This is a genomic window from Acrocarpospora corrugata (assembly GCF_009687845.1).
GTDB lineage: Bacteria > Actinomycetota > Actinomycetes > Streptosporangiales > Streptosporangiaceae > Acrocarpospora > Acrocarpospora corrugata.
Genome location: NZ_BLAD01000063.1, coordinates 39,236 through 53,746, shown reverse-complemented (window position 1 = coordinate 53,746; position 14,511 = coordinate 39,236). Strand labels below are relative to the sequence as shown.

The window sequence follows — 14,511 nt, the reverse complement described above, 5'->3', positions numbered from 1 at the left end:
TCCGAACGTACTCAACTACTGCGAACGCCACCAGATCGCCTTCATCCCATGGTTTCCGCTGGCCACCGGCGACCTGGTGAAGACAGGCGGCCCGCTTGAGAGCATCGCGTCCCGGCTGTCGGCCACACCGTCGCAGCTCGCGCTCGCGTGGTTGTTGCGCCGCTCGCCAGTCATGCTGCCCATTCCGGGCACATCATCGGTTGCGCATCTAGAGCAGAACGTGGCCGCCGCGAGCGTCCACCTGACCGATGACGACGTCGCCGAGCTGACCGCGGCCATCGAGTAACGGGCAACACGGTATGGCAGGATCGACGGCATGGCGAGGCGACTTGTTCAGATTGCGATGAATGCTCGGGATGACTCCGTGGTCGGCCGGTTCTGGGCGGAGGCGCTCGGCTGGGGTGTTGCCAGTGAGGAACCCGGCGTGACCAACCTCGAACCCGTGGGCTTCGTCTATCCCGACCCCGTCGCCGTCTGCATCGACGTCATCACCGTCCCGGAACCCAAGACGGTGAAGAACCGCGTGCACGTCGACCTCGCCACCACCTCCGCGAGCCACCAGGCGGACCTGGTCGCGCGTCTCATGGATCTCGGTGCGACACCCGCCGACGTGGGCCAGGGTGACGTCCCGTGGACGGTCCTCGCCGACCCGGAGGGCAACGAGTTCTGCGTGCTGGAGCCCCGGGAGATCTACCAGGACACCGGGCCGATCGCCGCCGTGGTGATCGACTGCGCGGACCCGCGGGCCATGGCCCGGTTCTGGGACGAGGCGATGGATTGGACCCTGCACGAGGTGACTGACGATCATGCGGTGTTGCGTTCCGCCAAGGGTGTCGGCCCGTATCTGGAGTTCCTCCGTACGCCGGATGCGAAGACTGTGAAGAACCGCGTCCATCTCGACCTCCGGCCCTACCCCGGAGACGACCAGGCGGCCGAGGTGTCCCGGTTGCGGGCTCTGGGCGCCACCGATGTCGACCTCGGCCAGGGCGACGTCCCGTGGACATGCCTGGCCGACCCGGAGGGCAACGAGTTCTGCCTCCTCACCCCGCGCTGACCCGGAGCCTTTCCTTCCACGTCGAGGACCTGGACCTGGAGAACCGACGCGCCCCCGCTCACTGGCCGGATTCACGTGTCACAGCGGGCGCAGGTGCTCGATCGTGACGCGGTGCTGTTCCGTCAGCCGCTGGGCGATCAACGAGCGGTGGCATGCCTCGGGGTCGCGTTCGACACAGAGCAGCGCTATGGTCCCGCTGCTCGGCAGCGCCGAGACGATCGGGGTGAGGTCGGCGCGGTCGAGGATCTCGGTGGTGTAGCGGCGGGTGTACTCGGCGGCGAGTTCGCGGCGTGAGCGCTTGCCGACCCCTTGGCGATGGTCCTCGGCGTACTGGAGCTGGCGTAACTCGGTGGTTGGGGCCAGCTCGGGGTGGTGCTCGTAGGCGATCCGGGCCTGGGCGAGGGCCACCTGCAGCCGGCGTGAGTTGGCCCAGGCGTACTCAGGTCCGCGGACACCGCGGCGCTGGCGTACGTCGAGCAGCAGGTGGGCGTCCGCGTGCCGCAGTCGTTGCAGGAAGGACTCGCCGTCGAAGCCATAGACGCCGATTGTCACCATTCTGAGCACCGGAATCACCCACCTGCCTGTTACTCGTGAGGTCGCATCACGCGACGGCGGTCCCCTCAAGTTCGACCATCAGGTCGGGGATCGCCAGCCGTGCCACTCCGAGCATCGTGGTGGACGGTGCCACTCGGGCGGCGCCCAACCGCGACGCCAGCACGCCGTAGTGCTCGAAGAGCCGGTCGACGTCGGTGGTGTAGACGTTGAGCCGGACGAGGTTCGCGAGGGACATGCCGGCCTCGCCGAGTACGGCCTCCAGGTTGTCGAGGCTCAACGCCAACTGGGCCGCCATGTCGTCGGCATGCTGGGGCTTGCCGTCGCCGCTCATCGCGGTCTGGCCGGCGCAGTACAGGGTCCGGGTGTGCCCGGAGACGATCTCGCCCTGGTTGTACCCCATCTCCACCGACCACGCCCACGGGTTGACCGCAGTTCGTTCCATTGCCCCATCAGCTCCATTCGATTCGTCGACATTACGTACGTCGATCGGCTCGTTAGCCACGTCGATAAGCCTCCAGGCAAATCACGACATCCTGTGTCACGTATTTCTGTAGGGTTTTCGTATGCGTGCCGACCGGTTGGTCTCGCTGGTGCTGCTGCTGCGGCAGCACGGTCGGCTGACAGCGGCGGGGCTGGCCGGCGAGCTGGAGGTATCCACCCGCACCGTGCTGCGCGACATCGAGGCGCTGTCCGCGGCCGGCGTCCCGGTCTACGCCGAACGCGGCCGGCATGGCGGTTTCGCGTTGCTGCCCGGTTTCCGGACCGAGCTCACCGGACTGAACCACGACGAGGCCCTTGCCCTGCTGGTCGCCGGATCGCGGCGCGGCGCGCAGGCGTTCGGCCTCGGCGCGGCGCTCGCTTCGGCGATGCTCAAGGTGGTTGACGCGCTACCCGAAAGCTATCGGGACATCGCGGCCGGCGCGGCCGAGCGATTGCTCATCGACCCGGAGACCGACCTCCTCTCGCGTCGGCTGGTCGCTGAGGAGGTGCCTGACGCCATCGTGGCCGAGGTCCTGCGCGCGGTGTTCGCCGGACACAAGCTGCTCATCCACTACGCGGCCGTGGACCAGGCCCCGAAGTGGCGCACGGTGGACCCGATCGGCCTGGTCACCGTACGCGACCGGGGCTACTTGCTGGCCACGAGGTCCGGCGCGGACCGCACCTACCGGCTGTCCCGGATCCTGGCCGCCACGGAACTCGCCGAACCCGCACAGCGACCAGACCGAGTCGACCTGGACCGGGCCTGGCAGGAACGCAGCACGCGGTTCCGGACCGGCGGCGACCAGGTCACCGTGCTGGTACGGGTGGACCCAAGGCGGCGGGAGGACCTGGTGGGCACAGCGCTGTCCGTCCTCGCCGAGGAAGCCGACGCGGACGGCTGGCTGCGCCTGGAGGTGACCTTCCAAGACCCGAGACACGCCGAATGGGCACTCTGGCAACTCACCACGAACGCGGAAGCCCTGGCCCCGCAGTGGTTGCGCGACTCCCTGCGCAACCGCGCCACCGCGATCACCACCCGCTACGGAGTGTCATCCTGACAGTAGATCCCCTGGTACTCCCTCATTTGAGGGATTCATGCCTGGGCTGGGGGGCTGGCCAACCTCACCGCCGGTCTGGTCCTCCCGGCGCCGGCCAAGACCTTCACGATCCCGCTGGCCGACCCGGCCACTCCGGAAGTGAGCATGCCCTGCGTCTGGGTCAACAGACGAGGGTGACGTCTACGGGCCGGACGGGGAGACCCCGATCCGCCAGGTGTTCCCGTTGCACGCGGGATGCCCGTAGACGTACTCCCGGCCACTCGCCGAGGTGGCCTTGAACTCGTCCGGCGGAGGGGTCTCGGCGGCGCACCTGTTCTCGGGGAAGGACAGGTCACGGCTCTGCGTCGGCGGCAGGGTCGCGTACACCATTCCGCTCCGGGTCACCACAACGGTCTCGGCCGAGTCGTTGACGACGGAGAAGATGGCGGACCGAGGGATCTGGCAGGCGGCCAGGACGACCGTCAGGGCGGTCGCGCCCAGCACGCCCCTCCAGCCGCCAGAACGCATCCGGCTCTCCCTTCCGTGGCCGATGGGTCAGAGCACTGTCGTGGAGAAGAACGCGGTCACCGGCACATCGACGAAACGGGGGTACTGGTCGTCGGGGAAATAGTAACCACGCTGAAAGCAGGACGCGTTCGCGGCCGTGGTCCCGACGGTGTAGGAGACCGAGACCTTCCCGGTGCCGGACAGGATGTCCTGGTGAACCCGCGCTCCGTAGACCGTGGCGCGGGCCGGGGACGGGTGTGCCTCCGGCGGCGTGTAGAGGTCCACCGTGTCCGCCCCGAACCCCCACACGGTCGAGGACGGCATCGCCACGATCTTTCCGGGGTTCTGTCCCGGAGTGTGGTGGACCAGCCAGAACCTGCCGTTGAGGCGGATCACGCTGAAGTCGGCCTCGGTCTTCGGCTGCAACGGCTTGGCGCCCGTACACGACCCCACCCACTGCGCGGCCCCGCCTGAGGTCCCGCCGAAATACTGCCAGCGGTTCTCGTCCACCAGATCGTCGGCCGGGGAGACGTTCGGCGTACGCGCGAGATACAAGGACTTCTGCGGATTGGCGCCGTCGGCCTCCCAGCCGTAGATGTAGGTGTACCCGTCATGGTCCAGCAGCGAAGCCCCCCAGATGACCGGGTACGGCGGCCGGGCCGAGCAGTCCCTGAGGTTGGTCGGCGTGACCGACAGCACACTGCCGCTTTCGAGGTTCGCGAAGGGGATCCGCGCGTACGACGCCCGCGTGTTCTCGTCCCCGATCCCTTCGTAGTAGAACTTGATCACCTCGCCGCCCGGGACGACCTTGGCGTCCCCGGTCCAGTACTGGCCGCCGTCCCCGGCCGGGGTCTTGGCGTACCGGGACCAGAAGTCGGTGCTCTGGTCGGTTTCGCGGCAGGTGCTTCCGCCGGTCATGGTCCGCAGCGACGTGCCGTTCTGGACGACGACGGAGTTGCGGATGTAGCTGGTCTCGTTCCCGGCGCCGCGTTTGGCCGGGTCGCCGAGGAAGGTGTCGGAGAAGAACCAGGCCCGTTTCCCGCTGGGCAGCCGAGTCGACTGGACGGCGTCGCCGCCGCTCCAGTCGGCGCACCCGGCCGTGCTGGCGCGCGTCGTCCACATGGTGTCGAGCGCGGTGTTGGGCTGCGTCGTGGACTCGGCCGCCAGCGTCGCGCTCCAGTCCACCCGCTGCCTGGTCAGCTCATTGGCCGCGGACAGCGAGGAGGAGACAATGTCCGTCCGCGTCGTGATCAACGTTGCCATTTGCCCCGGGTCAACGGCGATGCTGATTTGTCCGGACTCATCTGGGCGAATCCATCGGACGGGGGTGTCCGTTGGCGCTCCCCCGGCGATTGGCCACGTGACGAGCACATGGCGGAACACGGCCAGCGGGATGGTCCCCTGTGCGGGTTGCAGGGTGAGGGTGATTCTGCTCCGGCCGGTCGCGGTGGGAGTGAACTCAACGTAGCTCGCGCCGCTCGGGCCGAGCTCGAACGAGCCGCTCGTCGTTCCGCCCCACGACATGGTCCGCTCCGCGGAACGCTTCGGGCGTCCTGCGAACGCTGACGTGGACGCCCAGACCCCGGGCGCGTGCGGGTCGCTGTAACCGACACCGGAACCGACGAAGCCGCTCAGACCGGCGTGGTCGGTCGCCAGCCGATAGGTCGCTATGGAGAATCCTTCAAGTTGGTTGGGCAGGGTCAGGCCGTACCCGCTGAGGACGCTTGCTATGGCGTCCAGCGGGAGCAGGACCGGAATCATCTCCCAGGTGCGGCGGATGAAATGCTGGTCGGTCTGCTCGGTCAGGTACTGGGCCAGCAGGAACGCGCCGTACTGACGCTTGTGCGCCTCCCAGGGCCAGGTGCTGGTGTTGACGGGCAGAGAGGGTTGGTCCAGGAACTGACTCACCGAGCTGGCGTACAGACTCCTGCCGGGTGCGCTTGCGCCCAACTGGTTATACGCCCGATGAGCGGCCCACTCCGCCGTCGCCTCCATCCACCAGTTCACCGAGGGAAGATCGAGCAGCAGTGCCGGGGTGGGGATGTAGTGGTACTGCGTGGCATGGAAGAGTTCGTGGTAGGCGAGGTAGGTGTACCTGTCGGGTCCGGGGTCGGAGGGCAGCAGGATCTTCGCCCCGTCGGTGCCGTAGTCCCCGAAGGGTAACGTCACCCCCGGATTCTGGCCGTTCCAGTCGATCCCGAAGAAGACGTTGACCGAACCGGGCGCCCAGGTGTACCCCCAGGACTCGTACGCTCCCCACGCGGCCGTCATGTCGGCGGCGAACCGGTCGATGGCGTCCGGCACGCCGTTGCTGTTGACATCGACCGCGGGCACGCCGTCCCGTGCGGTGAGGCCGTCGATCCGGTAGTAGATCGAGACCGGCCGGGACAAGCCGCCGACGACCTTCTGGCAGTCGAACACTTCCAGAAAATACTCGTATTCAACGTCACACCCCGTCCACGGAGCGGCGAGCTGTGTCTGCGGGCCGGGAATGGTGGTCAGGCGGGCCGCCCTGGCCATCTCCGGCGACGCCTTGCCCTGCTGGTCGAGGGCGTAGGCGAGCGCCAATCCCGTGGAGGAGGGCAGTTCCCCTTCCGTACGGAACCTTCCCGGCAGGTCCGCCGGTCTGGCCAGCCGTTTCAGGGAAAGATCCACGTATTCGTCCGCGGAGATCTGCTCGCGCGCCCACGCCTGGGTGATGGGATCTCGCGGCCCGAAATCCGGCCGTTTCCCCGCGAGCTCCTTGTGTAGTTCGCTCTTTTTCGGCTCGACTGGCCGGTATGGCCGGGTCTTCTCCGATGGAGCCGGGCTCGGGTCGGTCCGGACGCTCGCCGGACTCACGGCCGCCTCCGTCGTGTTCGCGCGCGGCGCCACGGCCGGCGGGGCAAAGGTCACGGTGACCGCCGCCAGGGCGGTCGCGATGACTCTCCACCGGGCGCGGGACGTCTTCGACCTCATGATCAACACCGTCCTTCGTGACGCGTCAGGGACAGGAGACGGGGGCGAAGGCGACGGCGTCGAAGACCACGCTCTCGTCGCCCGTCCCGTTGCCGTTGAGCGTGCTGAGCGAGACCTTCGCCGTACCGGAGAAGGTGAAGACCCCCAGCGAGACCCAGCGGTTCGCCTGCTGTCCGGGGTTGGCCTTGACCGGGCGCTGTGTGATCACCCGGGGCCGGATGCCCTGTGCGGTGTGCACGTCGTACCGCGCCTGCCTGGTGTATCCGTAGTGGTCGGGCAGGTGCACGAAGACCTGCCGGAGCCCGGTGACCTGCTGGCCCACCGTCCAGGTGCCGGTGGCCCTCATCACCTCCCCGTTGTGGCTGGCGTTTCGCGCGTACCCGAACCACTGATGGCCGCCGAACCCGTTGCCGAGCTGCTGGAAGTCCGCCTTCGCCGGGGTCTTTCCGGCCGCGTCCCTGCCGAATTCGAGGGTGAAGGCGCCCGAGTTGGTCCAGCCGCTGTTGTCGCAGCCGCCCCGAATGGGCGGCGCGGAAGTCGGCACGTCGTCCACGATCAGCGCCCCGGCCGGCAGCCCGGGTGTCTTGCACGGATACCAGAAGTCCCGTGGCGCCTCCCGTTCCGTCGAGGCCCAGACCGTGTCGGAGTATCGGATGGTGCCCTCGTTGCCGCACAGGAGCGCGCAGTTCCCCTTCCACACCTTCGGCACGTGCCACCAGCACTTGAAGTCGGCGCGCAGGCAGGTGCCGGCCGTGCTGGCGGGCGGGTTCTGCGAGTTCGTGGTCCCCGGCTGGCAGTTGTTGTGCCCGGTGGCGCCGGGCGCGAGGCAGAACGCGTTCACGTCCACCGTGTAGATCCCGCCCGGCCCGGCGATCGCGGGGACCACCTGGGAACGGTAGGCGGCGTCGTTCCACCAGGCGGCGTTGTAGCCGGCCTGGTCGGTCATCCTGCCCAGGGCGGGGTCCCAGAAGCTCTTCGTGATGGGCCAGGCCGCCCAGCCCAGCACCTTCTCCTGGTACGGCCAGAACTGCGGCGAGGCCGCGTCGGCGTAGCTGTTGCCGTCCAGGAACGGACGGCGTCCCGGTTTCCAGATGGAATTGGAGGGATTGTTGGTCCAGCCGACCCCCCAGGCCCCGTTGTTCGGCTGGCCGTCGGCGTCGTTGCCGTTCGCCGCGGCGAGCGGATGCCAGCCGGAGTTGTAGGCCCAGATGGCGAAGTACCAGTTCTCCAGCTTCGCCTCGTCGCCGTTGTTGGCGATCACGGCGCCGGCGGAGTCGTCCCAGATCTGGTTCCACTTCTCGGACAGGGTCTTCAGCCCGGCCGCGATGTTGGTGACGTAGTCGAGCGCCACCGCCTTCTGCTCGTGCGCTGTCAGGCCGGGCCCGCCCAGGCGCATACCGTCCGTCCGCTGCGAGATTCCGTACCCGCAGTCCGCCTTGGAGAAGTCGATGTCCCAGTCGTTGGCGGGATTGGCGTCGTAGACGTTGACCCCGTAGTAGTTGCCCACCAGCGGATTGCCGGTTTCCCCTTCGGCCACCCGCCGCTGGGCCTGCCAGAGGTTGGACTCCTGGGCCAGGATGCCCAGCATGATGTTGGTCGGCACCCGTCCGCCGCCCCGCAGGGCCGGTGGATCGAACATCTGCTGCGGGGACCAGGCGTCCATCCCCGGCCAAGTCCGCGTCAGCGTCAGCCGCTCCTGCACCAGCTGGTCCACGGCCCACTCCACCTGACGCCAGTGCGGCTGGTAGACCTGAACCTTCGGGTCGTTGCGGGGAACCGCGCAGGTGTAGCCCACGTCGACCGGATCCTCGGCCAGGGTGATCGCCTGCCGTACGGTCGATAGGCGGGCGTTCAGCTTGCCGCCGGTGGCCAGCGCGGGCGCCGGCCTGGCCGTCACGGCGACCTCGAAGGTCAGCTTCGCCTTGGTGGCGGGCACCTCGCTCACCACGTCGACGGGTTCGGCCGTCCCGTTGTCGCGGCCGACTCCGTCGATTCCGGTGTCCTTGGGATCGCCGCCCAGCCCATGACGCAGCCCCCGCCGGGCGGCACTGGTGACGACGAGCTCGCCCTGGGACGAGACCTGACCCTGCGCGGACCCCTCGACCACGGCCATCGTGCCGGGCAGGCTTCCGGCCGGTCGGCTCCGGCCCAGCAGGAAGATCTTCCCGGCCTTGCCCGCCTGAACCGAGAGATCACCCTGGGCTCCGGTGGCGAGGGTCCTGGTCCTGCCGTCGTGGTGGTACCTGACGGTGACCTGGCCGGCCCCCTGCTCGGCGAAGACCACCCCACCCTGACTGTCCACGTGCACGTCGAAGGGGACAGAACCCGTTTTTGCCAGCGTCCGGGTCTGGCCCGAACCCGAAACGGCGATGACGCCAGCCCCCGTGGCGGCCACGATGCCATCTTGGTACGGAACTCCGGAGGTGTACTGCCCGGGGAGCACCGCCACCCGGGAGGTCTTCCCGCTCCCCGATTCCACCCTGAGCAGCCGGCTGGTCCGGTGCTCCTCGACCGCGCCCTGGGTGAGGGCGACCACGTCGTCGGCGCCGCACCCGGGATTGAAGTAGGCCAGGGACACCTGGTCCTTGAGTTTGGCGACCGTGCCGTCGGCCACCTTGACGATCGCGGCGAAGGCGCCGCGGGCGAAGAGTTCTGGACGGTTGGTGAAGTGGCGGGGGGCGTAGACCACCGCGACCCGGTCCCCCGACCCGGTCACGCAGGCGTTGCCGATCCACTGGTCGGTGTCCATCCCCGGTTCGGAGAGGGACGCCAGAGTGCGCCATTGATATCCGGTGCTCGCCTCGGCGACCAGCACGTGGAAGCCGGTGGAGTCGCCCGAGGTCGTCATCGCGAGATCCGTCGACACGGCCCATCCCTTGACCAGCGCGCGGTCCCTGTCGGCCGGTTTCACGGAAGAGAGCCGGTCGTCGACGGCCGGGACGTCCCTGGGGGCGGTCTGCTGGATCTGGCGCTGGACGGCGGCGGCCTCGACGGGCTTGGGGGTGAACACGGGGAGGATGATGGTGGCCGCCATGAGGGGAACGGCCAGTAGGGCGGCCGACCGCGTCGGCCCACGTCCGAGCATTGTCACTCCGGTTCTTCGCGCCGCGTGGCGGCATGTCTCCGGTGGGGACGGGTCGCGGCGGGGGGCGGGCACCTGCGCCCCCCGCCGCTAGCTCTCTCAGGCCGTCTTCGCGGCCTTCACTGCGTTCTCGACCTGCTTGGCGATCTGCTCCCTGACCCGCTCCAGGTCCTTCTGGTGCCTGGAGATCAGCACCTTCTGGTACGCGGATTCCACCGCGACCTGGTAGCGCGAGAGGTCCGAGGTCACCCGGCACTGGGCATCGGCGGTGGCGGCGGTCTTCTCCGCGGCGCTTCCCCGCTCCCCCGCCATCCACCGCGGATCCTGCGCGGCATCCTCGGGAGACTGGTAGGAGAGGCCGGCCTTGGCCATGCAGTCCGCCCAGCCCTTGGCGGCCCGCAGGACCCTGCTGTCCTTCGTGGTCAGCGAGCCGGAGGAGAACGCCAGGTCACTGGGGTCGAGGGCGAACGAGCCGACACCGGCGTTGATGATGTCGCTGGCGGCCTGGCGGCACCCTCCCTGCGGGACCGGCTTGCCCTGGTAGCTCGTCAGCGAGCCGGTGAAGATACCGGTCGCGGCCTGGGTGTCCGCGCTGGTGAACAGCTTCGTCCGGACCGGCAGGTCGACCACGGGCGGTGCGGCCGCCGTGGGCTGGTAGCCCTTCTCCCGCGCCGTCACGACGCTCAGGTGCCCGGCCACCCGGGACTGGCTGGGTACGTCACGGATCCTGGACCCGACGATTCCCTCCAGCCCGAATCCGGCCATGCAGTTCTGCTCCAGCTTCAGCCAGACCGGGTTCCTGATCGCCGCCTGCTCAGGAGAGAGCCGGTAGGCGTCCAGCGGCAGGGCGGCGTCGGCCAGGCTGGTGAGCTGGGGCAGCGCCTCCAGCGGGGGTTCGAAGTTCACGATCATGGAGTTGTCCGGACTCGGCGGAATCGTCGGCTCCGGCGGTGCGGGCTGCGTCTGCATTCCGCTGGGGACTGTCACCGGTTGCAGGGTGTCCGCGTCGGCCGCGTGCAGCATGGCGGCGAAGATCACACCTCCGACACCCAACGTGGACACCATGAGAATCAATCTGTTTCGCATGCTCTTCCCGATTCTGGTCGTGGCCCGACGGCGTGGCATGTTTTCTGGCCGGTCATTTCACCGGCGATCTCATGCCGCGTTTTCCTGGAAGAGCTGCGCGTTGGTGCCGTTGCACCCGTAGGCCCAATATTGGGTGCCGGACTGGTTGGTGCTGTTGGGATCGTCGATGCACATATTCGTGCTGACCACCGATAAGTATGCGGTGCAGAAAAGGTCGGCCCTGGGGATGTTCGGATCCAGGGCGCAGGCGCTGCCGTTTCCGGAGTTGTACCTGGCGGGATACCACCGCTGGTTGTTCTGCTGGAAGGGCGCATATTGGTGGACGTAGATCCGCGCGCCGTAGGCCAGGCCGGTCGAGCCATGGCCGGTGATGACGTAGTCGCTGGCGCCGGCGTTCGTATAGTAGACCTCCGCCAGGTCGGTGTCCCGAACCCAGTGCTGCCACCACTGGTTCGGGTTGTTGGTGCGCGCGTAGAGAATGACCGGATTTCCGTTGACCTGCCGCGAGTTGGCGTTGTCCATAGCTCCGTTGGTGAGAAAGGACAGGCGGTGGAAATGACTGTAGTCGGCATACCAGATGTCCGCCGACGCCTGTGTGGTCACGGTCAGGGCCAGGGCGGCCGCGGCCACGGTAAGAATTCTTCGCGTTCGCATGAATACCTTTCTTCAAAAGGAGGGGAATTTCACCAGAACGCACGAGAACGGACAGTACAGCGGTGATCTATATTTAATCTAAATGCCCCGCATGACACGGCTGCGGAGCAGCGGGCCGAAGCAGGCTGTGTCCCCACCTCGCCGGCCGCGCCGAGCCGGGGCGAGCGGTTCAACGGCGATGGCACGCCAAAATTGGGCTTTATTTTCGTGGGATCTTGTGGCTAGGCTCCGCTGGTAAGCGATCACCACGATTGCGGAGCAGGTGTGGCTGAGGAAACCTTCATTTGCCTTCTTGGGCCCGTGACAGGACTTCGAGACGGGACGAATCTGCATCTCGGCCCGCCGCGTCAGCAGGCGGTCATGGCGGTGCTGGCCTCGCCTCCCGGGCGGATGGTGCCGCTGAGCCAGCTGGTCGACGCCCTGTGGGGTGACGGGCCCCCGCCCAGCGCGGCGCAGAGCGTCTATCTCTATGTCGCGGGTCTGCGGCGGGCGCTCGAACCCGACCGAGGCCGCCACAAACATTCCGCTCTGCTGGCCCGTACCGCGGCCGGCTACGCGCTGCGGCTGCATCGCCTGCAGACCGACGTGGGCGCCTTCGCCGACCACCTGGACGCCTCCCGCCGTTCCCAGGAGTCAGGGGATCTCGCAGGTGAGCTGTTCTGCCTCGACCAGGCGCTGCGGCTGTGGAACGGACAGGCGCTGGCCGGGGTTCCCGGCCCGTTCGCGGAGGCCGAGCGTGCCCGCCTGCACGAAGGTCGCCTCGTCGCCCTGGAGCGGCGGGCCGAGGTGCTGCTGAGCTTGTCGCAGCCGAAGGAGGCACTCCCCTTCCTCCAGGATCTGACCCGCCAGCACCCGCTTCGCGAGAAGGTGCGCGAGCTGCTCATGCTGGCGCTGCACCGATGCGACCGCCAGGCCGAGGCTCTGGAGGTGTTCGAGGAGGGGCGGCGGGTCCTGTCTGAGGAGCTGGGCGTGGACCCCGGCCCGGGGCTGCGCGCCTGCCACCAGCGCATCCTCCGCCTCACTGCCGAGCGCCCCACCGTCGAGACGCGGTTGCCGCCGCCGCGCCAGTTGCCCTCCGACCTGATCGGTTTCGTCGGCCGCTTGGAGGAGACCGTGCGGCTGCGGGCGGTGCTCGCTCCCCCGGACGGTGCCGCTCCGCCGCCGCTGGTCGTGGTGTCCGGCGCGCCCGGCGTCGGCAAGTCCGCTCTGGCCGTACGGATCGCGCATCAGGTCAAGGAGCGTTTTCCGGACGGGCAGTTGTTCGTCCACCTCAGGGGGGCGACGCCGGGCGTGCCCCGGCTCTCGGCCCAGGACGTGCTGGGCCGGTTCCTGCGCGCGCTGGGCGTGCCGGCCGAAGCGGTGCCGTCGGATGTGGACGAGGCCGCGGCCCTGTGGCGCAGCCGGCTGCACGCCAAGCGCATGCTGGTGCTGCTGGACGACGCGGTCGACCTCGGCCAGATCCAGCCGCTGCTGTCGGCGCCGCACGGCACCTGCCTGCTGGTGACCAGCCGGGAGAGCATGGTTGCCGGCGACGACTGCGTCCAGCAGCTCCTGAGCCGGATGCCGCACGATGAGGCGGTAGCCGTACTGGCCAAGCTGGCCGGCGCTGACCGGGTCGCCGCGGACCCGGGCGCGGCGGCGGGTCTGGTCCGGTTGTGCGACGGCCTGCCGCTGGCGTTGCGCATCGCCGGGGCGCGGCTGGCCGACCGGCCGGACTGGCCGTTGTCGGCGCTGGTCGCGCGGCTACGCGACGAGCGGGAGCGGCTGCACGAGCTGGCGGCCGGGGACCTGGCGGTCCGATCCAGTCTGTCGGCCAGCTGGCAGTCGTTGCGCGGCAGCGCCCGTCCTTCCAGCCGGTTGGCCGCGCACGCACTGGCCCTTCTCGGCTTGCTGCATGTGCATGACATCACGGCCGAGGTGGCCGGCGCTCTGCTCGGCACACCGGTGCCGGAGGCCGAGCGCGCTCTGGAGCGGCTGGTGGACGCCCACCTGCTGGACCGCAACCGCCTCGACCACTATCAGCCGCACGATCTGGTCCGGCTCTACGCCACCGAGCTGGCCGGCCGGCTGCCCTCGCGCGAGCCCTTACGGGACGCGTTGCGTTACTTCACGCTCTCGGCTCAGCACGCCAGCAGAGTCCGGGACCCGCACCGGGTTCAGCCTGCCGCCCCGGACCTCGGTTTCTGCCCGTCTTCCGTACTCCCCCACCAGGTGAGCGGCGCCGACGAGGCGGCGGCGTGGCTCGCGGAGGAGGCGGCGAACCTGACGGCGGCCGCCACGCAGGCCATGGCCGACGCCGACCCGGAGATCGCCCGGCTCGGCGTGGCGATCGCCTTCGGCCTGATGTGGCACCAGCGCTTCAACTTTCTGGAGACCGACCTCGTCTCCCTCAACAAGCAGGCGCTGAAGGTGAGCCGGCGGCTGGACGACGAGGCGATGGCCGCCGAGGCCCTCGGCCACGTGGCGGGTGGACTGCAGGCGCAGATGCAGCTGGACGAGGCCGCCGTATACCTGGAGAGACAGCTGGCGCTGTGCGCGAAACGGGAGGATCTTTTCGGCGAGCAGCGCGCGCTGGGCAACCTGGCCAACCTCCACGTGCACCGGAGGCGCTACGACCGGGTTCTGTACTACGCCGAGCGCCAGCTCGGCATCGCCCGGCAGATCAGCAGCGGAGTGGGCGTACGCTACGCCCTCATCATGAAAGGCACCGCCCACCAGGAACTGGGCAGTGTGCGGGAGGCGGCACAGGCGTTGACCGAGGCGCTGGACGACGCCGAGCGGGCGGGCGATCTGACCCATCAGGGCACCGCCGCGACACTCCTCGGCGAACTGCGTCTGCGCAACGACGACCCGAAAGCGGCGCGCTACCACCTGGCGGCGGCCCTGGCGCAGTTCCGTACGACCGGTTACCGCATCGGTCAGTTGCGCTGTCTCATCTGGCTGTCGCAGGCGTGCCGGCAGCTGGACCGCCCCGACGAAGCCCTCGACCACATCTCCGAGGCGATCACCCTCGCCGAGCAACTGGGCAACGAGGAGTGGGTACGCCAGGCGCGGGCGGAGTCGCAGGAGGTACACCAGGCACGGAAACGTCCATGACG

The 14,511-nt window shown here is 68.8% G+C and carries 10 protein-coding genes and 1 pseudogene; 4 read left to right on the top strand and 7 right to left on the bottom strand.

Going from position 1 to position 14,511, the window contains the following annotated elements:
- Positions 1-16: 16 nt before the first annotated feature.
- Together Acor_RS24795 and Acor_RS24790 are read left to right on the top strand one after the other, a co-directional pair.
- Positions 17-286, top strand: a pseudogene (locus tag Acor_RS24795) (aldo/keto reductase); the annotation flags it as partial.
- Positions 287-343: 57 nt separating this feature from the next.
- A complete protein-coding gene (locus tag Acor_RS24790) occupies positions 344-1,054 on the top strand; it encodes a VOC family protein (RefSeq protein ID WP_218034457.1) in 711 nt (236 codons plus the stop codon).
- A 78-nt stretch (positions 1,055-1,132) separates the two neighbouring features.
- On the opposite strand, the gene Acor_RS24785 is transcribed toward Acor_RS24790, so the two are convergent.
- Positions 1,133-1,609 (bottom strand): DUF488 domain-containing protein, encoded by a 477-nt coding sequence (locus tag Acor_RS24785; RefSeq protein ID WP_246239074.1) that lies wholly within the window; start codon positions 1,607-1,609, stop codon positions 1,133-1,135.
- Positions 1,610-1,655: 46 nt separating this feature from the next.
- Positions 1,656-2,051 (bottom strand): RidA family protein, encoded by a 396-nt coding sequence (locus Acor_RS24780; protein ID WP_155339139.1) that lies wholly within the window; start codon positions 2,049-2,051, stop codon positions 1,656-1,658.
- A 121-nt stretch (positions 2,052-2,172) separates the two neighbouring features.
- On the opposite strand from Acor_RS24780, the gene Acor_RS24775 reads away from it, so the two are divergent.
- A complete protein-coding gene (locus tag Acor_RS24775) occupies positions 2,173-3,147 on the top strand; it encodes a helix-turn-helix transcriptional regulator (RefSeq protein ID WP_155339138.1) in 975 nt (324 codons plus the stop codon).
- Positions 3,148-3,327: 180 nt separating this feature from the next.
- Here Acor_RS24775 and Acor_RS24770 read toward each other — a convergent pair whose 3' ends face one another.
- The 5 genes from Acor_RS24770 to Acor_RS24750 form a co-directional block, all read right to left on the bottom strand.
- Positions 3,328-3,654 carry a hypothetical protein gene (locus Acor_RS24770; protein ID WP_155339137.1) on the bottom strand — a complete coding sequence of 109 codons (327 nt, stop codon included), beginning with the start codon at positions 3,652-3,654 and terminating at the stop codon, positions 3,328-3,330.
- A 27-nt stretch (positions 3,655-3,681) separates the two neighbouring features.
- The gene (locus Acor_RS24765) at positions 3,682-6,591 is read right to left on the bottom strand and encodes a hypothetical protein (protein ID WP_155339136.1); all 2,910 of its coding nucleotides are present in this window, start codon (positions 6,589-6,591) and stop codon (positions 3,682-3,684) included.
- 25 nt (positions 6,592-6,616) lie between these two features.
- The gene (locus tag Acor_RS24760; protein WP_155339135.1) at positions 6,617-9,676 is read right to left on the bottom strand and encodes a golvesin C-terminal-like domain-containing protein; all 3,060 of its coding nucleotides are present in this window, start codon (positions 9,674-9,676) and stop codon (positions 6,617-6,619) included.
- A 96-nt stretch (positions 9,677-9,772) separates the two neighbouring features.
- Entirely contained in the window at positions 9,773-10,759 is a 987-nt protein-coding gene (locus Acor_RS24755) for a hypothetical protein (RefSeq protein ID WP_155339134.1), read from the bottom strand.
- Positions 10,760-10,828: 69 nt separating this feature from the next.
- Positions 10,829-11,389, bottom strand: coding sequence for an RICIN domain-containing protein (locus tag Acor_RS24750; RefSeq protein ID WP_155339133.1), 561 nt, complete (start codon positions 11,387-11,389; stop codon positions 10,829-10,831).
- Positions 11,390-11,713: 324 nt separating this feature from the next.
- Here Acor_RS24750 and Acor_RS24745 point away from each other — a divergent pair, with 324 nt between their 5' ends.
- Positions 11,714-14,509, top strand: a complete 2,796-nt coding sequence (locus tag Acor_RS24745) for an AfsR/SARP family transcriptional regulator (protein WP_155339132.1) — start codon at positions 11,714-11,716, stop codon at positions 14,507-14,509.
- Positions 14,510-14,511 lie beyond the last annotated feature (2 nt).